This is a genomic window from Pseudoalteromonas sp. US3C1013, from assembly GCF_048401115.1.
GTDB classification, from domain to species: Bacteria; Pseudomonadota; Gammaproteobacteria; order Enterobacterales; family Alteromonadaceae; genus Pseudoalteromonas; species Pseudoalteromonas undina.
In genome coordinates, this window is record NZ_CP183076.1 from 340158 (window position 1) to 360653 (window position 20496).

Annotated in this window: 13 protein-coding genes; 3 read left to right on the forward strand and 10 right to left on the reverse strand. The window is 41.6% G+C overall.

Going from position 1 to position 20496, the window contains the following annotated elements; translation table 11 throughout:
- Window position 1 precedes the first annotated feature (1 nt).
- From ACNSN2_RS16950 to ACNSN2_RS16970, 5 genes are read right to left on the reverse strand one after another with little or no spacing between them, the layout of a single operon-like run.
- Window positions 2–1717: an ABC transporter permease gene (locus tag ACNSN2_RS16950; RefSeq protein WP_418609630.1), complete on the reverse strand. Its 1716-nt coding sequence runs from the start codon at window positions 1715–1717 to the stop codon at window positions 2–4.
- A complete protein-coding gene (locus ACNSN2_RS16955) occupies window positions 1714–2976 on the reverse strand; it encodes an ABC transporter substrate-binding protein (protein WP_418609627.1) in 1263 nt (420 codons plus the stop codon). Before ACNSN2_RS16955 ends, ACNSN2_RS16950 begins: the two co-directional genes overlap by 4 nt.
- On the reverse strand, window positions 2963–3769 hold the full coding sequence (locus ACNSN2_RS16960; protein WP_418609624.1) for a DUF547 domain-containing protein: 807 nt from the start codon (window positions 3767–3769) through the stop codon (window positions 2963–2965). The genes ACNSN2_RS16955 and ACNSN2_RS16960 overlap by 14 nt, the downstream gene beginning before the upstream one ends.
- A gap of 1 nt (window position 3770) precedes the next feature.
- Window positions 3771–5924, reverse strand: coding sequence for an FAD-dependent oxidoreductase (locus ACNSN2_RS16965; protein WP_418609621.1), 2154 nt, complete (start codon window positions 5922–5924; stop codon window positions 3771–3773).
- A gap of 17 nt (window positions 5925–5941) precedes the next feature.
- Window positions 5942–8293 carry a TonB-dependent receptor gene (locus ACNSN2_RS16970; protein WP_418609618.1) on the reverse strand — a complete coding sequence of 784 codons (2352 nt, stop codon included), beginning with the start codon at window positions 8291–8293 and terminating at the stop codon, window positions 5942–5944.
- A gap of 235 nt (window positions 8294–8528) precedes the next feature.
- On the opposite strand from ACNSN2_RS16970, the gene ACNSN2_RS16975 reads away from it, so the two are divergent.
- Window positions 8529–8942 carry a hypothetical protein gene (locus ACNSN2_RS16975; protein ID WP_418609616.1) on the forward strand — a complete coding sequence of 138 codons (414 nt, stop codon included), beginning with the start codon at window positions 8529–8531 and terminating at the stop codon, window positions 8940–8942.
- A gap of 519 nt (window positions 8943–9461) precedes the next feature.
- Here ACNSN2_RS16975 and ACNSN2_RS16980 read toward each other — a convergent pair.
- From ACNSN2_RS16980 to ACNSN2_RS16995, 4 genes are all read right to left on the reverse strand, one after another.
- Entirely contained in the window at window positions 9462–11129 is a 1668-nt protein-coding gene (locus ACNSN2_RS16980; RefSeq protein WP_418609615.1) for a pseudouridine synthase, read from the reverse strand.
- A gap of 136 nt (window positions 11130–11265) precedes the next feature.
- Window positions 11266–13314, reverse strand: a complete 2049-nt coding sequence (locus ACNSN2_RS16985) for a S9 family peptidase (protein ID WP_075169990.1) — start codon at window positions 13312–13314, stop codon at window positions 11266–11268.
- A 139-nt stretch (window positions 13315–13453) separates the two neighbouring features.
- On the reverse strand, window positions 13454–14686 hold the full coding sequence (locus ACNSN2_RS16990; RefSeq protein WP_075169987.1) for a threonine/serine ThrE exporter family protein: 1233 nt from the start codon (window positions 14684–14686) through the stop codon (window positions 13454–13456).
- Between the two features lie 122 nt (window positions 14687–14808).
- Complete coding sequence (locus ACNSN2_RS16995; protein ID WP_010389254.1) at window positions 14809–16032, reverse strand: glycosyltransferase; 1224 nt, start codon at window positions 16030–16032, stop codon at window positions 14809–14811.
- A gap of 275 nt (window positions 16033–16307) precedes the next feature.
- Between ACNSN2_RS16995 and ACNSN2_RS17000 the strand changes: the two genes are divergently transcribed.
- Complete coding sequence (locus tag ACNSN2_RS17000) at window positions 16308–18749, forward strand: prolyl oligopeptidase family serine peptidase (protein ID WP_418609612.1); 2442 nt, start codon at window positions 16308–16310, stop codon at window positions 18747–18749.
- A gap of 174 nt (window positions 18750–18923) precedes the next feature.
- Window positions 18924–19541, forward strand: coding sequence for a LysE family translocator (locus ACNSN2_RS17005; RefSeq protein ID WP_418609611.1), 618 nt, complete (start codon window positions 18924–18926; stop codon window positions 19539–19541).
- A gap of 33 nt (window positions 19542–19574) precedes the next feature.
- Here ACNSN2_RS17005 and ACNSN2_RS17010 read toward each other — a convergent pair whose 3' ends face one another.
- Window positions 19575–20459, reverse strand: coding sequence for a LysR family transcriptional regulator (locus tag ACNSN2_RS17010; RefSeq protein ID WP_418609609.1), 885 nt, complete (start codon window positions 20457–20459; stop codon window positions 19575–19577).
- Between the last annotated feature and the right edge of the window lie 37 nt (window positions 20460–20496).

Genomic DNA, 20496 nt, shown 5'->3' on the forward strand with positions numbered 1-20496 from the left:
GTTAAGCGCGCGCTTTAAAAAAGTATTTAGGTAACACCCATGCCACACCAAAACCAATTAGCGGTAATGCCATTTGTAAAATGGCGTAAACTGCACTGGTGCGTCTGCTTGCGCCATTAGCAAGGGTTACGGCTTCGGTGGTAATGGTACTTATACGCCCGCCACTGGCTAAAAGTGTAGATAAATATTGGCCAAAACTAATCGCCAGTCCAAGCGCTATCGCGATTAAAATAGGGGCGAATAGTTGTGGCAATTTAACCTGTAAAAACACCTTGCAGGGACTTGCCCCCAAGCTTGCGGCAACGCGCGCTAATCGAGGGTCTAAACGCCTGTAACTATCGGCAATAGATAAAAAAACATACGGTAAAACAAATAAAACGTGCACAAATATCACATTAAAAAAGGCATGCTGGCTATTGAGCAGTTGTTGTAACCACACAATACCAAATAAAAACGCAATACTGGGCACTAATAAAGGAAGATAAATAATTAACTGTGTCCATTTCGACATGGGTTTCGTGTTTAACTGCTCGGCTTCTAAGCACAGCAATACCATAGTGATAGCAAACAGCGTACTTATTACCCCTATTATTAAGGTATTAAACAAGGGAGTATGTATTTGTGTAAATGCATGTTGAAAATGCAGAAATACCACGCTTGAGGGCACGGTATCCGGAAAACGCCAATAGCCCGCTATTGACCACATCACTAACCCAATTAGCGCAGCAACAATAAAAATTAAAATTAGACTCGTGAAAACATGAGTAAATGTGCAGATCAATTGATGTGCATACTGGCGGCGGCCATTAATAAGTGATTGCTTAAAAACTAGAGCAATGATTTTTTCAAGCAATAGCCACGTTAAGAGTAGTCCAACAGTGACCGCTAATTGTAACAGGGCACCCGCCGAGGCTTTTATTCGCAGGTTTAAATCTACATCGTTAAACCAGTGCATTATAGCAACGGCTAAAGTGGGAGGGGTATTTGGGCCAAGAATGAGTGGCATTTCAACGCTGGCGCTGGCATAAGCAAGTACTGCAAAAATAGGTAAACGTAACAGTGGGTATAAACTGGGTAGCACCACTTTAAAAAACGCCACCATAGGGTAATAACCTAAATTAACCGCAATTTGATGCTGCATTCGTAGCTTTTTGCCAAGTTCAGGCTGCGCTAAAATACCCAATGCAATGAGTAATAAAAAAGGCAGCTCTTTAAGTACAAGCCCAATAATAATGCTCCAGCCAAAAGCGTCATAAGGTAATGAGCCCTCAGGTGCTAATTGCCAGCCCGTTAACCAAGGCGAAAATAAGCGCGTAAATAATCCCGATGGCGCGATTAAAAAACTGACCGCAATTGCCGCTGCAGCGTGGGGAATAACCAGTATGGGACTCAATACGTATTCAATTCGTTTTAGCCATACACTATTAAAAAATGCAGCCAGCATAATAATCATGAGCGCAAACGCTATTAATGTACTAATTAGTCCAGTGCGTATGCTCAGGCCTATCATTTGTGAAAGCCCCGGTGTATCCCATAAAACATTAAACCCAGCCAAACTCATGTTGGTTTTATTCAAGGCAGGCGCCCAGCCAAAGGCAGGCAACATTACTCCCATTAGGCCGCCTAATACAGGTATTGTTAACAGTGCCAGCAAACAGTAAGGGGTTACTTTGACTAGGCGTGAGAATAAATCAGCTGAATGGAGTACCTTACTCATTGGCTTGTTCCATAACGGGTTTCCCAGCCAGTACTAATTGCCTCCACCCAGCTCGGATGTGGCTCACTGAGTGTACGTTTAACACTATTTAGAGGCAGTGCGCTAGGATGCGGCTGTACGGTTTTAAATAAGCCCTGCTGCTCTGCGCTTAAGCTGGTTTGAATTAATACCGTTTTGTCACCCCATATAGTAGTTTTTTGTTTATGCGCTTGCGCTGCGGGGCTTAATAAAAAGTCAGCCACTAATTGCGCACTTTGCTGGTGGCTTGCATTATAAGGAATAGCGACAAAGTGAGTGTTACTTAAGCTGCCATCGGCCATTGCATAACTTCTTATACTTTTTGGTAAATCATAGCGCTTTACCGCAGCCGGTACTTCTGGTGCCGAAAAAGTAAAGCCAATACTAAGCTCGGTATCGTCTATTAAGCGGCGCATTTGTACACCGCTTTGCATGAAGTATTCGCCATTGCGCCACAGATTAGGGTGCAATTTATTTAGAAACGTCCACAACGGATCAAGTACTTGGGCTGTGTTTTTATCATTAGCTGGTTGATATAGTTTTGCTTGTAGCATTGCATCGCTATGTTGGTGTAATACCACTAATGCATATTTTAAAAAGCTCATCCCTAAAAAGTCATGGGGTTTGGGGTAACTAAATCGGCCTGGGTTTGCTTTACTCCAGCTCAATAACTTATTAAGGGTTTGAGGAGGAGAGCTCGTTGCTAGCGTATCGTAATAAAAAGTCAGTGATGCCTGCCCCCAAGGGGCTTCCATTCCTTGAGTGGGTAAACCAAAATCAAACAACACGCTGGGATTGTTTTCTGGATTGGTGTAAATAAAATTAGGCAATTTATCAGCCCAGTCTTTTAGTAAAAGCCCGTGTTTACTCATAGCTGCAAAGTTAGCGCCATTGATCCAAATTAAATCGACACTGCCTTGAGTGTGATTATTTGCTGATTTTTCAGCGAGTACGCGGCTAACGGCCTCGCTGGTGTCGCTAAGCTTTACATGCACTAACTCAATGTTATATTTAGCTTTTACTTGCTCAGCCGCCCACTGAATATAGGCATTTATTTGCGCATCACCGCCCCAAGCATAAAAATATACGCTTTGGTCTTTACCTAACTTTTCAACTTGCTGCCAACGGCTTTGTAATTGTGTACTTGCTAGGCTTTTAAAACTAATAATAAGGCAAATACAAAACGCGACACAACATAAGCTGTATCGCGATAATGTTTGCCAAAATTTATTGGCGAGCATTTAAATCCCAGTTGTAGTCTAAAAACTTAACTTTCATGTTGTTATTTTTAAGTGCTTTTTGCTGAGCGGGTGTCAGCTTTAGTGCTTTAGGGTATTGCATAAAAAACTGCTGTAGCGTATTTGCGCCTTTAAAGCCTTGTTCAAAATCATCGCCGTACCACTTAAATATTGAAGACATAGTTAGCGTGTTATCTTGCGCTATATTTCGAGTCATGTCTGATAAAAAACGCATCGTTTGCTCTTGCAATTGGCTTTCTAAATCAGTGGCTGTGTAGGCTTCTTCACGTAGTGCTGGGCAGCCAATACTGGCGCAATTTACAGCAAAGTGAATACGTGGGTCGTTGTACTTACCACTGCCACGAATTAAATTATGTTCTATATCATCAAGGCTGCGAGTTTTATCAAGTAATGGCACAAACTCTTTGCTCCACGGTGAGCTAAAAAAACTGCCTAAATCTTTAATTGATTTAAGATCTGGGTATTTTGTTAATATCAGCTCAACAGTAAAGGCGTTATACGCGTTGATTAAAAACGCCAGCTGCTTAGGTTTTTCCCATGTATCAAACTCATTTTGCGTAACAGCCGATAACGAATCTAAATAAGCTTTAAGTTCGCTGCGCTTAGCTTTTATTGCTGAGTAATTAACCTCAGTGCTGTGACCATGATTAATAGCTACAACATGCTTGTTTAATAATGCATTCCAGCTGTCATGCATATTTTGAGCTTTGCTTGCAAACGATGTTGCAAGCAAAGCAGACCCTAATAATAGCGCTTTTAAAGGTGTTTTAAACATATTAGCCTCTGCGCCAGGCGTGGTATTTTTCCAGCAAGTTAAGTACCTTTTCAGGAGCATGAGCACGTTTCCATTCGCCCGCCACATATTTGTTACCTTCAGCCCATGTTGGGTAGCTGTGAATGGTGCCCAATATTTTATTAAGTCCTAAACCGTGTTTCATGGCTAATACAAACTCAGCAATTAAATCGCCAGCGTGTTCAGATACCACAGTGACACCGAGGATTTTGTCTTTACCTTTAGGGGTGATCACTTTAATAAAACCATTGTTAGCGCTTTCGGTAATGGCGCGATCTAGCTCTTCAAATTCAAAGCGGGTGATTTCATAGTCTATGCCTTTTTCAATCGCTTCTTGTTCATTTATGCCCATCCGTGCTACTTCAGGGTCAATAAATGTGGTCCACGGAATGACACGGTAATCCACTTTAAACTTTTTAAGATTACCAAATAAGCCATTTACAGCAGCATACCAACCTTGGTGAGCGGCTACGTGTGTAAACTGATACGGTCCTACAATATCGCCAGCGGCAAAAATATTAGGATAGAGTGTTTCAAGGTACTCATTTGTGACTACAGTGCGGCTCGTTTCAATACCTAGTTCTTCAAGGCCGTAACCTTTAAGACGAGCGGTTCGGCCAACAGCACATAGTAGCTCATCGTATTCAATATCGATTTCGTTGTCGTTATGTTTTACCACAATGAATTTTTTGCCATCGCGCTCTTCACAGCGCAGTGCCTGATGCGAGGTTAAAATGTTTACGCCGCTTTGCGTTAGCGCTTCGTGAGCAAATTTAGACACCTCTAAGTCTTCTTTGATCATAATGCGTTCAGCCATTTCAATTTGCGTAACGCTTGAGCCTAAACGGGCAAAACTTTGTGCAAGTTCGCTACCAATTGGACCACCGCCAAGTACAACAAGCTTTTTAGGGGCTTCTTCAAGCTCAGCAAATTTGCTCCATAACGTATCACTGGTTACATAGCCGGTTTCTTCAATACCCGGAAGTGGCGGTACAAATGGGCGTGCGCCAGTGGCAATAACAATAGTGCGGGCAGTGAGTGTTTGCGTGCCGCCATCATTTAAGTTAATTTCCACCGTCCACGGGTCGATAAGTTTGGCGTAGCCTTTAATTACTTCTACGCCTAAGTTTGTGTAGCGCTCAACACTGTCGTGTGGGGCTATATCGGCAATCACTTGCTGTACACGTGCCATTATTTTTTTAAACGAAAACTGCGGTGTCGTGCTTTGTAGCCCATATTTTTCAGCTTGGCGCATTTGCTGGGCTACTTTTGCACTTTTAATAATAGCTTTACTAGGTACACAGCCAGTGTTTAAGCAGTCGCCGCCCATTTCGCCGGCTTCAATTAGGGTTACTTTGGCTTTAACCGCTGCTGCAATATAGCTTGTCACTAAGCCGCCCGCGCCCGCACCAATAACAATCATGTTGCGGTCGAACTTTTTAGGTTTAGTGTAGTTTTTATAAACACGGCGCTTTTTTATTGCATTTATTAGGCTTTTTGCAATTAACGGGAATACCCCTAATAACGCAAACGATAAAATTAAATCCAGCGATAAAATGCCAGATAAGCTCTCTATTTGCGCAAGTTGCGTACCTGCGTTTACAAATACAAAGGTACCCGCCAGCATCCCGATTTGGCTTACCCAGTAAAAAGTCCATGACTTAATAGCAGTTAAACCCATTAATAAATTAATTAAAAAGAACGGAAAAACAGGCACTAAGCGCAGTGTAAATAAGTAAAATGCGCCTTCTTTTTCAACCCCAGTATCTATAGCGGCTAAGCGTTCAGGAAAGCGTTTTTTTATGGTATCGCGTAATAAATAACGTGACACTAAAAACGCCAACGTAGCACCAATGCTTGAGGCAAACGAGGCAACTAATAGCCCTTGAGCCAAACCAAATAAAGCACCTGCGGCTAGCGTTAAAATAGCTGCACCGGGCAGTGATAATGCAGTCACTAATATATAAAGTAAAAAGAACCCTCCGATCACCAAAAGCGGTGATTGAGCTTTGTACTGATCAAATTGCGCCATTGATCCTTTTAGCCCGTCGAGGGTAAGGAGCTGGTTTAGGTCATAAAAAAAGAATAAACCGACACCTATCGCCGCCAGTAATAACAAACTTAGTTTTTTTAACATGCTATCTCTCAAACGGTTTAAAAGTTATGGGTAAGCGTGAGCTTAGCGTTAATTGGTAATTCTGGGAACGCGAGTGTCGCGCCAAAATAGCCACCCTCAAATACAGGGCGCCAGTTTTGCTGATCGGTAATATTATTTACATCAAGCCTCAATTTAGTTGCTGAGGTAAACGCATAGCTGGTATTAACATTTAAGGTGTGCTGATCGCGAATGTATACGGTAGCCAAAAAATCCAATGGGTAGCTTTTAGTATACAGGGCAGAAAATCCAGCTTGCCACTGAGAAGTAATTGTATAGTTAGCGTTTAAGCTTAACGATTGCTCTGGGATCCCTTGTACTTGACGCTTTGAGGGAGCAAAAGCTGTGTAACTTGGTGCGCCAATGCTGTTACCCGCAATAATATCGGGACGCGAATTATCAAACGCATCGGCTATTTGAGCTGAGTCTTGGCCTGTCGCAGAGTTATCATAACGGGCATCAATGTAACTGTAGCCTGCGCTTACCCAGTAAGGGTAAGCGTCGTAAAATACTTGGCTTTCGAATCCGGTTGTACGAATACCAGTATTGCTACCATCGCGATTACGTAAGCTGCGGCGTTGGCTAAATACAGCAGCATCTGCATACCAGTCGCTTTGTGTTGGCGCATATTTCACGCCAAACTCGACTAAAGTATTTTCCGTAGCAAAATTTTGTCCGCTAATTGTATTGTCACCACCTAACGTATTACCGCCGGCCATGCTGTTAGAGGTGGCTTCGTTATAACTTGCTGCCGCATAAGTGGTTAAATCGTCATTAACTGAGTAATTAACGCTCAGCTGCGCTGATTGCAGTGTATCATTTATGCCATCACTAGCGGCTATTTGACCTTGAGGTGCAATCGGGTCGTGTGCTTCTACATCATAGTAATCAACACGATAGCCAGCACTGGTGCGTAAGCTGTCAGTCCATTGTGAGTCTTGTTGAATGGCAATGCCGGTTTGCCAAGAGCGTGAGTCTGTAGTGTCTGATAAATTAAAATCACCACTGCCATCATTATTAATATCGTACTGACCACCAGGGGACACATATACACCGGGGCGTAGCTCTACCAAACGTGCCTTTTGTGCATCAGTTAATGGAATGCGGCGGTTTGAAAGTGGGCCGGTTAAATCAATAGGTGTGTCGGCTTCAGTAGTAAATTGGCTGTAACCCAATACTTTATTATAACGAACATCAACGGCGAATAAGGTTTGCTGCTCATCGCTCCATTGATAGGTGAGTTCAGTGCGGTTTTGTGCGGTATCGGCGCCATCAATTATTTCAACAAAACTATTTTGTGCTATTTCTTCGCGCTGCAAATGTTGAAAGTAAGTAATGTTTTTAATCGACATTACATCAGACAGTGCGCGCTTATAAATACTGTGAACTAAATAAGTGGTTGCTTGATTGAGATTATCAGGATCGGTAAGCACACGGCTGGTGTCTATTTTGACTTGTCCTGTAGGCGATATAATAGAGCCTGCGCCAGGCACTGTGCTGCCATTCGCTTGTAACCCTTGACCAGTAATATAAAGATTATGATCGATAAGCGCTTGGGTAGGGCGGTTTATACCAGCGTTATCGGTAAATTCTGTTTGGTACAGTTCAAAGTTAATGTCCCAACTGCTTTTATCATCCGGTAAAATTTTTAATGCCGCAAACAAGCTATCACTTTGTGTGGCTGAATAGTCATAATAACTACCCTGATCAATATGCTCATAGCTAACACGTAAGCCAATTTTATCCTCAACAATCGGTGCGTTATAATCTACTTGGGCACTATACTTATCCCAACTGCCTGCAGACAACTTCACATTTCCTTTGCGCTGATCAGTTGACGCTGTTTTAGAGTGCAAGTTTACAAAGCCACCGTTACGTTGGCTTGAACCAAACAGCACAGGCGGTGCACCTTTAACTACGTCTATCTGTTCTATCGCATTAAACGACAACGGCACACCAAAACCATTATTACCCGCTTGGCGTCGAGTACCATCTTGAAATAACTCACCTAACTGGCCGCGGATCGTCGGTAAACTTGGTGCACCAAAACCACTTGCAGCGTATGTATTAGGGCTTACTGCCAGAACATCGTGCAATGTTGTTATGTTAAGTTGCTCAATTAACTCTTTAGAAATAGGGGTCACAGAGCGGGCTATGTCTTGCAAAGCCAGGTTGTCGCCAAAAGGACCGTTTACTGTGGTGTTTTTAATAGAGAGGTTTTTAGATTTAAGTGCTTGACCTGCCACCTCAATTCGCTCAATGGGGTCAGAGCTAGTTGTTTCATTAGCCTGAGCAGCTAAAGCTACATTTAATAGTGGGGCGAGGGTTAAAGCTAAATACGTGTATTTCAAATCGTGTTTCTCTATTGTTATATGTTGATGTACACAAAAGACCAAGACAGATAAAAATATCTTTCAATCAATTGCTAATATTTTTATTTTTTATCTTAGCGCTTAAATAATAGTGCCTTTAAATAACTCAACTTAAGATCAGTTTAGGTTTAATTTTAATTAATTGAAAATAAAAATACGTCTATACGGTCTTACTTGCCAATTAGTTTATTTATATCTTTTTTAAGGAAATTTTATGACAGATTCAATCAATACAGATGTACAAACTCGTTTGCAATGGTCGCTTTTATCGCTGCGCTTAGGGGTGTTTATTGTGATGGTAATGTGGACACTGGATAAATTTGTAAATCCGGGGCATAGCGCCCGTATCTTTGAACATTTTTATGGGATCAGTGGCTCTACCGATACTATTGCTTATATTTTAGGTGCACTGCAATTATTGCTAGTAATAGCATTTTTAGTCGGTTTTAAAAAACGTATTACTTACGGTGTTATTTTTATAATGCATGGACTATCAACGCTGTCTTCTTACAACCAGTATATTGATGGCTTTAATAATTTACTGTTTTTTGCAGCATGGCCGATGTGGGCTGCGTGTTTTGCGCTTTATTTATTACGCGATCAAGACGTAAAACTTACTGTTGAATAATAAGCAAAAAAAATGGTTATAAGCGTTAGCCTATAACCAATAAAGTACACAGGGAGTGTAGGAAGTTCTGTTGTGCACAGTAAGCGCTTAGCAAGCCATTTACTGTGTGTAACTAAAAGCACTTTTTGGCGCTTTCAATTAAATTAATACCAATCCGCAATATTACTTAATCATTTTGCGGGACTAAACCTGTCGCTACCTGCGTTAAAAAATCCTCATTTAGAACAACTAAATAGCGAATTCTTTGCCTTGCTATCAACACGTTTTTCCATCCTCAAAATAGATCACTTAAATAAGCGAATTGGTATAAGTTGCCATAACAAATACGTACAACAATAAAAGCAAAGCTAATGCCAATTCTTAACAATATGAATTTTATAGATATTTATATTTTTTTGGATTGTGGCTTTGCATAATGCAGGTAAATCTTTCTATATTGCAACGGTAAAAGTTACCTACTTTGCAATATGAAAAAGTGGCACTGTTTTAGAATCCGATTCGACTAAAAGCAGCGCTGATTTAAAAATCAGCGGCTACTTCAAATTCTAATCGTTCATGACTAATAGGATGGGTAAAAGCTAAATACTCGGCATGCAAATGTAGTCGATCTGATTTTTCACCGTAGTGGGTATCGCCCACAATAGGTGTATTTAACCCTAAGTGGTGGGCACAGTGAACACGCAATTGATGAGTACGTCCTGTTTTAGGATAAAGTTGTAAGCGGGTGGTATTATTTTTACGTTCCAGTACCTGCCATGTTGTTAATGACGGCTTCCCCGTTTTGTAACACACCATTTGCCGTGGTTTATCATCAAAATCAAGTACTAAAGGTAACTCTATGCTGCCACTCTCAGCAGCAATATTACCCGCCACTAAAGCAACATAACGTTTTTCTACACTACGCTCTATAAACTGTTTTTGCAGTGCTTTATGCACCCGTTTATTTAACGCAATCATTAACAGCCCTGAAGTCGACATGTCTAATCGGTGCACAATAAGTGGCCCCGAAGCGTGTGGGAACTGAGTTTTGATTCGCATATATACCGAATCGTCAATATTAATGCCTGGCACAGATAAAAACTCAGCAGGTTTATTTACCACCAACAAATCATCGTCTTGATAAACAATCGTTAGGTCTTTACCCTGTGCAGGGTTGATCAAGAGCGGGTTGTCTTCAACATTTAACCCCTCTAGCATATGCCCTAAAATAGGCTGGCATTTGCTATAGCACGATGGGTAATAATGTAAATGATGTCTTATTGCCGACTTAGGCGGTGCGCCCCACCAAAATTCGGCCATAGCCAGGGGCTTTAAATTATGTTTATAAGCATATTGTAATAACTTTGGCGCGGCACAATCTCCCGCGCCTGAAGGCGGTGTGTGTTCGGGCAGTTTGGCAAAAATGGCATTCAAATCGGTCACTTCGCCGTTTGCATTTAAAAACTGGTATTGAGCGAATAGCTTTTTTTGTAAATTTTTAGAGAGTACTTTACGGCGTTTTTTTAATCCGTTAATTTCATCATTTATTGTTAGTTGTGCCTGTTCAAGCGCTGCAATGCGTTTTTGCCACTGTTGCTTTAATGCTTGTAGTTGTTTTTTCTCAACAATACTCTGCCCAGCTAATTGGTTCTTCAGTTTTTCAAACTCATCATTATTGAGTTGCTTGCTGGCAACTTGTCGTTGCTGTTTTCGCTGTTTTCGAGTTACTTGCATCGCTTGCTGCTTGGCGATAAGTTGTTGCTCATAGTGTTGGCGAGCAGTCGTTAATTGTTGCTCAATTTGCTGATAATTATCACTGTTTTGCAAGGCTGTAATTTGCGCATTAATATCGTTAATCACTTGGCTTTGCTGACTAAATTCTGCATCGTCTATATGTTTAAGTGCCACATTTGGCGCAAAATGCAGTTGCTCATCAATCCCCGCTATTTGCCCCGAATAGGCGCTAATAAAGCCTAGCTGTTGCGCCTCATCTTGAACAACCAATACGCCAAACATTTTACCGGCATCAATATCATCTGTATCTAAAATAGCCTTATCTAGCTTTTTTAATTGTTGTTGTAATTGTTTTGCAGCGGCAACGGCCAGCGGATGAGGTTTATAATAAAAGGGAAACGTAAACTGCTCAGGCAGTGCAAGGTTATCTATATTTTCATTAAAAGTGGTAAAGCAGCTAGCAGGGTTTGACATGGCAATAGTGTGATTAGCAATTTTCAGAGTAATTAGTCAGAGTGTAACATAAGCTTTGCTGTGCCACTAAGCATGCCTGGCATTACAAACAAAAAGGCCAACATATTTATGTTGGCCTTTGGTATTAAGCTAATACTTATTTGTTAGCGTCTTTCACTGCTTTTAATTTAGCTGCATGGTCAATTTCAAATGCAGGCATGTCTTTTTTGCCTTCCATTAAGTAGTTGTCCATCCAACGCATTAAACGCAAGCTGTAATCGTACTGTGCCGCTACTTTACGGTTACCATGGCCTTCGCCTGGGTAGTAAACAAGGCGAACATCTTTACCTTGCACTTTCATGTAACGGTAAAGTTCCATAGATTGTGCAGGGTGAACGCGAGGATCGTCTTTACCATGCATAATAAGCAGTGGCGTTTCAGATTGACCCGCCCAGTAAATTGGGCTGCGCTCTAGGTACCATTGCCATTTATCCCATGGGTATGAACGCGCATGAACTAGGTTCATTTCGTTTGAAATATCAGTAGTACCAAATTTAGATAGCTGGTTAGTTACACCCACAAACATAACGCTGGCAGCAAAGTGCTCGGTTAGCTTTGTTGCGCCCCACGCTGATGCATAACCGCCGTAAGAGCCACCGGTAATACCCACGCGTTTAGTATCAACTAATCCCATATCAACAAGGTGATTTTTAAAATCAACTAGGTCGTCAAACTCTTTACCTGCGTAATCGTTTTGACCCAGTTTAGAGTAATCTACGCCTTTACCTGTTGAGCCACGGTAGTTAGGATAAAATACTGCGTAACCACGTGCAGCGCCCATTTGACCAGGACGCGAGTAGTTAGTTACCCAGCCGTTTTTATCATGACTTTCAGGGCCACCGTGTACCGACATAATTAGTGGGTAGCGTGTGCCTTTTTCATAATCGAGTGGGTAAACTAGAACACCATCAAGCTCTACACCGTCACGCGCTTTAAGGGTAATTGTTTCTTGTTTAGCAAAGCGTTTGTCGTTTAACCAGCTGTTTGAATCAGTTAAACGTTTTGCCTTGTTACTGCGCACAATAAAGACTTCGTTAGGGTGTTTTGCCGTGTTACCACGAAGTGCTAGGGTTTTATCTGAATCAGAAACACTTAGCTGAGAGGCAATAAATTTACCTTCTTTGACTAATTTTTTGTATTTATTAGAGCCGGTTTTAATGCTCGCAACAAAACTTTCTGTGCCAACATTGGCAATAAAGTTAAGTGTGTTACGTTTATGCGACCATTCAAAGTCAACAACGTGGCCCATAAAGTTAGGTAACCATTCAGTGATTTCGGCGGTTTTAGTATCGGCAATAAATAAGCGGCCAGTTGCAGGGTCGTGCTTATCTTCAGCACCTAAAATAGCAATGTATTTACCGTCATGCGAAAGCTCGGCATCGCCTAGCTTACCTTCAGTTTTAAACGATAAGGTAACTTTGTTGCTGGCAATATCAAACAGGTGCCACATCGATTTTGTGTATTTATCATCAATCAGTGCGGTAGGTTGAGTTTTAACCAGAAGCTTTTCACCATTCGCAGCCCAATTAACGTCACTCACGTAGCTATCAACATTGAGTGCGGTTGGAGTAAGTGGCTTGTCGGCTTTAGCTAAATCTACAATAAAAAGCTGCTTGTTTTTAAGGCCTTGCTCGTACACTTCTGCTTTAAAGCCAAGTTTTTTAAGTTCTTTTTCTGACTTATCAGCAGCAGGCATTGCTAAAATAGCGACTTGCTTGTTATCAGGGCTTAACTGATAGCTTGAAATAGATGTGTCTTTTAATGACATAACCGCTTGTGCTTGGCCGCCATCAACAGGTATTTGGTAAAGCGAAGTATATTTGTCGTCTTTTAATTTCGCTAAAAAGTAAATTGTTTTGCTGTCGTTTGACCATTGTAGGCTTTTAATATTAACTGAACCGGTAATAAAAGGGCGTTCAACACCTTTATCGTCAACAACGTAAAGCTCACTGTAATTACTACCATTTTCATCAACGTAAAGCGTGCGAGGTAACGAACGGGTAAATGCAACACTGTCGCCATCGGGGCTAACGGTTGTTTGTATTACCGATTTTACTTTTGGAATGTCTTCAACAGTAATTGCTGATTGCGCAAATGCAAGTGAGCTTGAAAGCCCAATTGCTATCGCTAAGCTAGTTTTTAGCATTGTTATTTCCTTTGCTTTATTAGATTTCAGCCATTATAGCAAGGTGTTCTTAATATACTAAAAAATGCGATTAATCCTCAAAAGAGGGGGTTTAATGAAGGCAATAATGCTATAGCGCGGTGTGAAACCGCGCTTAATGTTATAGACTCTTTTTAGGAGGAAGTGCCACGTTTGCAAAAATAAGCCCGGCCACGAGCGACATGAAAATTAAAAACGTTTGCTGACCAATATGATCTGCATAAACAAAGTCTTGGCCTTCAATTAGTGAGTTTAAACCAATATACGTTTTGCTCCCAGGCACTAATACAATTAATCCCTGCATAGCTACAATAGAGGCCGGAGCATTGGCAACACGGTTAAATAAGTTGCTAAATACACCGACTGAAAATGCACCAATAAAGGTGCCTAACGTGTAATTTAAATCTAAATATATAGCAGGCCCAATACTGGTGCCATAAGCTATAAAGCCTGAGGCAATAGACCAGATTGCATGTTTAAGCTTAGTTCTAAAAATAACGATTAAGCTACTACATAAAAGTAAAATAGCGAGCCATGCAGTCCACTTTGGTAACGGCTCTGGTTGAACGAAATCGGCTTGCCCAAAGACCGCAAAGCCAATAGCAAGACCAATAAAAGCCCCAAAATAAAGCTTAAACAGCAACATAAATGAGTCCATAACGCGAGCTGTGCCCGATACTAAATGTCTGGCTGCGAGTTCAGCAAGGCCAAGTGCAAGGGCTAAACCGGGTATAAACACAATAATGGCAGAAAGCACAATTAATCGAATGTTGATGTGTGCATCTAAATGAACGCTAATAGCACAAGCAAGAATAGCCGACACTATTGCCACTAATGGCTCAAGCATGTGAGCCACACGTTTCGAACGGGCCGACCACAATACAAATAAGTATACAATAAAGGTTAATAACCCAGACCACAGAACATCATTCCAACTGGTGCCCATAAGCATTGCAAATGCGCCGCCAGAGGTGGCAAAGGCAACGCCTGTCAGCACTCTGTTATAAGGATTTGGGGCATCAAAAATAATATCAAGTTGCTGATCAACCTCTTGCAACGTGAGCTCACCATTAAGCATTTTATTAACTAGGTCGTCGGTATCGGCAAGTGAACCTAAATCGTGATCGCCAGGGTCAACGCGGGCAACATGGGTATATTCATCTTCATGGCCATCGGTCCAAATAACAAAGGTAACCGACGTGGGCGACATAACAAACGATGATTTAAGATCTAAATAAGTCGCCACTTCCATTAAGTGGGCTTCTAAGCGATAGGCAGGTGTACCGTATTTATGGAGCATTTTGCCCAATTTAACGATAAATTTGCGTTTTTCAGTAAACGTTGCGGTTTTCAAATTTGTTTTGAACCAACTATTAAATAACTAAGCTAAAAATATAGGCAATAATGCTAAAATTGCCCAAGTTTATTTGCGGCGATTTTAAACACAAATCGCCGCCTGTCTAGTGATTTTTAATGTTATTTTTTATTTTTTTCTGCTATCCACTGCGACATATATTGTGTGCTGCGCATGGTATGGTGTTTGAGCATTTGACCCGTGAAATTTTTCATCCGGTGAGCATCTAAATTACTGCTTATTGAGTCGATTTTTTCAATTAATTGAGCACTTAACTGTACTTTGTCATACAGAGTATTAAGCAGAAGGCCGCCAGCGGCTTGTGCTTCACTAAATTTAGCCTCGTTGTTGTATAAAGAGACTGCGGCATCTGCAAAAGCTTGCACATCTGCTGTTACCACACCTGGCCACGGCAACGTGCTGTGCATACCTTCGCTGCCAATAGGCGTGGTGATGCTTGGGGTTTGCATGATCATGGCTTCTAAAAGTTTACCTTTAATACCTGCCCCAAAACGCAAAGGAGCTAAGCAAATACGCGCACTTTGCATTACCTCATACGCATCATCGGCCCAACCTTTAATTAAAAAGCCGGTTTTAGGATTATTAAGTGCGGTGGCTTTTGGCGGTGGGTAAGACCCATAAATATGCAATTCTGCCTGCGGTAGTTGTTTGCGGATAAGCGGCCAAATTTTTTGTAAATAGAGTACCGCATCCCAGTTTGGGGCATGTCTAAAATTACCAATGGTCATAAAGTGTTGGCGTTGTTGATACGATTTAGTTTGCTCAGGTAAGGCACTTAAATCAACCATAAAAGGTAAGTGATGCAACACGCTAGGCTCAACTTTAAACACTTCATTGAGTAGTTCCATCTCATAGCTTGAGATAATTAAGCTGAGATCACAGCGTAAAATAGCGGCTATTTCACGTTTAGCTATGTCTGATAGTAAATCGCTGTGGTTGAATTCGCGCTCACCTTTATGCGCCTCATGGCGTGCATTACGCAGGCATTGTAAATCTTCGGTGTCTAAAATCTTAAGTGCATTAGGACAATGCTTATCTACGCGCCAACCAAATTGCTCTTCCATCATAAAACGATCGAACATCACTAAATCGGGGTTGTAAGCTTTAACATAGTCATCAAAACTATCGCAGTTAAGAGCGATGCTTTGGCTAGTTATACCAAAGTCGGCAAGGTCAACCATGTGTTCGGTAGGCAGTGCGGGCGTGGCGAACTCAACATCCCAGTTTTGCGCCCTAAACGCATTTAGTAACGACATCATGTGCGTACCTGCAGCAGATGAATTGGGCTCTGGCCATACATAGCCAATTACCAGCACTTTTTTCATTGGCTAGATTCTCTAATTATTTGATGGAAAAACAGACTCAAACACAGTGGTATATTTTTAAAAGCTGTAACGGTATTTAAAAAGCAGAGTATGATTTCGAAAAACTAAAATGCTGCAAATTAATGGACATAAACAACCGATTTTAGCGTTGAGTAAATAGGCGTGTATTTTAGCGTATTCAGGCTACTTAAGTCATTACTTAGCTTAACACTTTATGAATGGTGCAAAACGTGTTTATATATCCGGTAATATTTAACAATAAAAAGGATGAAAACATGAATGCTTTTAGGCTGTTAATTGCCTTGGTAGGCTGCATTGTTTTATTGCCTGCAAGTTATGCAGAGCAAGGATATCAAACCCCTTCACCAGCGCTTGCTACACTCGTAGATGCTAAGTTAGCACCAACTAGTTCTTTATCAATTGATGGACAGTGGCTGGCTTTGTTTGAACGCAAGCGTGTTGTGTCGCTTGATGAGCTGGCAAAAGAAGAATTTAAGCTTGCGGGGATCAAGCTCAACCCAGCTAATTTTTCACGCTCACGGGTAAGTGCCAAATACAGTGCTTTAGAACTTAAGCATGTAGAAAGTGGCACTGTGGTTAACGTAAATAATTTGCCGCAGGGGATCATTCGCTCTCCTCGCTGGTCAGCAAATAGCGAGTATTTAGCGTTTATTGTTGAACAACCGGATAACGCACGGCTTTGGGTTTATAGCGTTAAAACCAAGCAAGCAAAGCAGTTAAATGAGTTTGCACTAAATTCAGTATTAACCGCTACACCTTATCAGTGGTTACCCGATAGCACAGCGATTGTGGCGAATTTAGCGGTTAACTTAGACAAACCCAGATTAACCAATGATACCCAAAGCACAGTACCGGTTATTCAACAAAGTAGCGGTGAAAAAGCCCCAGCGCGTACTTATCAAAACTTATTAACCAGCCCATTTGATGAAGCACAATTTAAATTTTATGGTCAAGGTCAATTAGCGTATATCACGCTTGATGGTAAAGCACAGCCAATTGGCCGTGCTGGCTTATTTAAATCGTTTTCAATTTCGCCTGATTCAACCAATATTTTAGTCGCGACCATCGACGAGCCATTTTCGTATCAAGTCCCTTACAGCCGTTTTGCAACTACATGGCAAATATGGGGAATGCGTGGATATGCATTAGTCGAGCTGGCAAAGCAACCCCTTGCCGACAACATTCCTCAAGGGTATGACAGTGTTCGCACTGGTCGTCGTGATTTTGAGTGGCGAGCCGATCAGGGCGCGGAGGTTATTTGGGCCGAAGCGCAAGATGGCGGCGATATGAAAACTGAGGTTGCGCATCATGATTACCTTTATAGTTTACGTGCACCGTTTAAACGCGACCCTAAATTATTTGCCAAAGTAGAGCGTCGTTTTGCAGGCATACAATGGGGTAATGACAACATTGCCATGCTAAGTGATTGGCGCTTTAGTGACCGACAAGTGCGCACTTATGTAATTCAACCACGTAATGCTGATAGTAACCGCGTGTTATTTTCAGAGCGAAGCTACAATGATGCCTATAAAGATCCAGGTAGTGCCATATATGAACGAAACGACTTAGGCACGCGTGTTATAAAAGTCGTAGGCGGACGTTACATTTACCTTCGTGGAAACGGTGCATCTGAGCAAGGAAATATTCCATTTTTAGATCAATATGATGTAAAAACAAATAGCACTAAGCGAGTATGGCAATCGGCTGCACCTTACTACGAGCGAGTGCGAGCTTTATTAGACGATGAAGGTAAGCGTATTATTACTATTCGTGAATCTAAAACGCAGCAGCCTAACTTTTTTATTCGCGATTTAGATAAAGATAGCTTAACGCAACTGACCCAATTTGAGCATCCGTATCCAGCATTTAAAGGGGTGACTAAAGAGCAATTACGTTATACCCGCGATGACGGTGTTGAGCTTTCAGGTACGCTTTATTTACCGCCAGGGTATGACAAAACACAAGGGCCTTTACCTGTTCTGATGTGGGCATATCCACTTGAATATAAAGATAAAGCGGTTGCTTCACAAGTACGCGAATCAGAATACGAATTTACCTACATAGGTTACTGGGGCCCAATGCCTTATTTAGCTAAAGGAATTGCGGTATTTGACGATCCTAAAATGCCGATTGTAGGTGTTGATGGTAGTGAGCCAAATGATCACTTTAGAAAACAGCTGGTTTCTAGCGCCAAAGCAGCGGTAGATGTACTGGTTGAAAAGGGTATTGCTGATAAAAATAATATCGCCATTGCAGGGCACTCTTACGGTGCATTCATGGTGGCTAACTTATTAGCGCATAGCGACTTATTTAAGGCTGGTATTGCCCGAAGTGGTGCGTATAACCGCACATTAACGCCGTTTGGTTTTCAAGGTGAAGAACGTGATTTTTGGCAAGCACAAAGTGTGTACGCAAACATGTCGCCGTTTTTCCATGCTGAGAAGATTAACGAACCTATGTTAATGATCCACGGTCAAGAAGATCCGAATTCGGGAACTTTCCCAATGCAAAGTGAACGTATGTATGCTGCACTTAAAGGCTTGGGTAAAGAAGCGCGTTTAGTGATGCTTCCTTACGAAGCTCATGGCTACCGTGCCCGTAAAAGCTTATTACATGTACTGTGGGAGCAAGAGCAGTGGCTTGATAAGTACTTGCTAAGTGATAACGAAGTAGACACTGAAACAACAGTAAATTAATTTGCTAAGAGTTTCGAGCTACGGGTCTCGGGCCTCGGGTTAAGCTCGTTGCCCTTAGCCCGAGTCTCGACGCTGTTACTTCTAATTTATCGGAAGCTATTTCACCTTTGGCTTTTTTCCTTTACCCTTTCATTCATAATTAACACCATTTTATTAACCTATTGCGAGCTTTAAATGATTGATGTAGCTGCACTTGCGGTATTTGTTCCTACGTTCTTTTTTGTGTCTATTACTCCGGGTATGTGCATGACACTGGCCATGACTTTAGGCATGAGTATAGGCGTGCGCCGAACTTTATGGATGATGATTGGCGAGCTATTAGGTGTTGCCAGTGTTGCGGTAGCCGCGGTGCTAGGTGTAGCCAATGTTATGCTTAATTACCCCAGTGCATTTGATATTTTAAAGTGGCTAGGTGGTGCTTATTTAATCTACATTGGCATTAATATGTGGCGTGCGAAAGGAAAAATGTCGGTTGATACGCATAACACAACAGCCGTGAGCCGATATTCATTATTTTCACAGGGGTTTGTAACCGCCATTGCCAATCCAAAGGGATGGGCGTTTATGATTTCCTTATTACCTCCTTTTATTAACGTACAATACAGTGTTGCGCCGCAATTAGGGGTGCTGGTGGCCATTATTTTACTCTCAGAGTTTATCTGTATGATGATTTACGCAACAGGTGGTAAAAGCCTGCGGTTATTTTTAACCAAAGGCAATAACATTAAGTGGATGAACCGTATTGCGGGAAGTTTAATGGTGCTAGTAGGAGTTTGGCTTGCAATTAGTTAACTATAAACAAGCCTTAAACTGAACTTAGGTTATTTAAATAGCTGAAAATGATGCGTTAAGTGCTTTAATTGCAGCTTTTGTTTTTGCTGCTAACGTGTCGCGTGCAGGCGTTAGAGCAAATACATCGTAATGGGGAAGCTGCCAATCAGTGCATATTTCTAAAAGTTCTCCTGTAGCTAAAAAATTACGTACTTCAGGCTCTGGCAAAATAGCATAGCCTAACTCATCGAGAACAAATTGAATCACAGTTTGCATATTATTAATGGCAATACGCGCTTTTGGTAGTGTTGTGCTTTCACCGCGGGTAAGGTGCGTAAGCGCCGGATCAACAGCTATATGTGCAATGCGGTTATGCGCTTTTAGGTCATCCAGTGTGATTTTTGGTTGCTGTACTAGTGCATGATTTTTATGAACACACAGTATTAATGGCCAACTAGCGAGCTGGCGTGCAATTAAGTTTGAGTCTTCGAGAGGGCCAATCGCCAACACCAAATCTATACCTGTTCTGATCATGTCAATCGGCTCGTCAGAAAGCGTTAAGTGCACATCTATATCACTAAATTGGTTAATTAAATGCTTTACAGGCTCGCTTAATAACCCACCACCAAAACCAACAGGGGCTGCTAGTTTTAGTTGCCCACTCGGACAATTTTGTAAATGCTGTAATTGTTCTGATGTAGCTGTTGCAACGGCAAGCATTTGTAAGCAACTTTGATAATACAGCTCACCGGCCTCGGTAAGCGTTAATTCCCGAGGGCTGCGATTAAATAAACTCAAACCTACATCTTGCTCTATTTGTTTTATTTGCTGACTAATTGCAGAGGTTGTCATTAAAAGGTCTGCGGCAGCTTTGCTCATACTTCCCGTTTGTACTGTGCGAACAAATATATTCAGGGTTTTAGTTAACTTATCACTCATACCGTTAAGCCTTACTTAAATTAGCTTTAATAAAAAT

Coding starts and splice junctions, on each gene's coding strand:
- ACNSN2_RS16950 (WP_418609630.1), bottom strand. CDS start 1,717: ATGAGTAAGGTACTCCATTCAGCTGATTTATTCTCACGCCTAGTCAAA.
- ACNSN2_RS16975 (WP_418609616.1), top strand. CDS start 8,529: ATGACAGATTCAATCAATACAGATGTACAAACTCGTTTGCAATGGTCG.
- ACNSN2_RS16985 (WP_075169990.1), bottom strand. CDS start 13,314: ATGCTAAAAACTAGCTTAGCGATAGCAATTGGGCTTTCAAGCTCACTT.
- ACNSN2_RS16965 (WP_418609621.1), bottom strand. CDS start 5,924: ATGTTAAAAAAACTAAGTTTGTTATTACTGGCGGCGATAGGTGTCGGT.
- ACNSN2_RS17010 (WP_418609609.1), bottom strand. CDS start 20,459: ATGAGTGATAAGTTAACTAAAACCCTGAATATATTTGTTCGCACAGTA.
- ACNSN2_RS16960 (WP_418609624.1), bottom strand. CDS start 3,769: ATGTTTAAAACACCTTTAAAAGCGCTATTATTAGGGTCTGCTTTGCTT.
- ACNSN2_RS16955 (WP_418609627.1), bottom strand. CDS start 2,976: ATGCTCGCCAATAAATTTTGGCAAACATTATCGCGATACAGCTTATGT.
- ACNSN2_RS16995 (WP_010389254.1), bottom strand. CDS start 16,032: ATGAAAAAAGTGCTGGTAATTGGCTATGTATGGCCAGAGCCCAATTCA.
- ACNSN2_RS16980 (WP_418609615.1), bottom strand. CDS start 11,129: ATGTCAAACCCTGCTAGCTGCTTTACCACTTTTAATGAAAATATAGAT.
- ACNSN2_RS17005 (WP_418609611.1), top strand. CDS start 18,924: ATGATTGATGTAGCTGCACTTGCGGTATTTGTTCCTACGTTCTTTTTT.
- ACNSN2_RS17000 (WP_418609612.1), top strand. CDS start 16,308: ATGAATGCTTTTAGGCTGTTAATTGCCTTGGTAGGCTGCATTGTTTTA.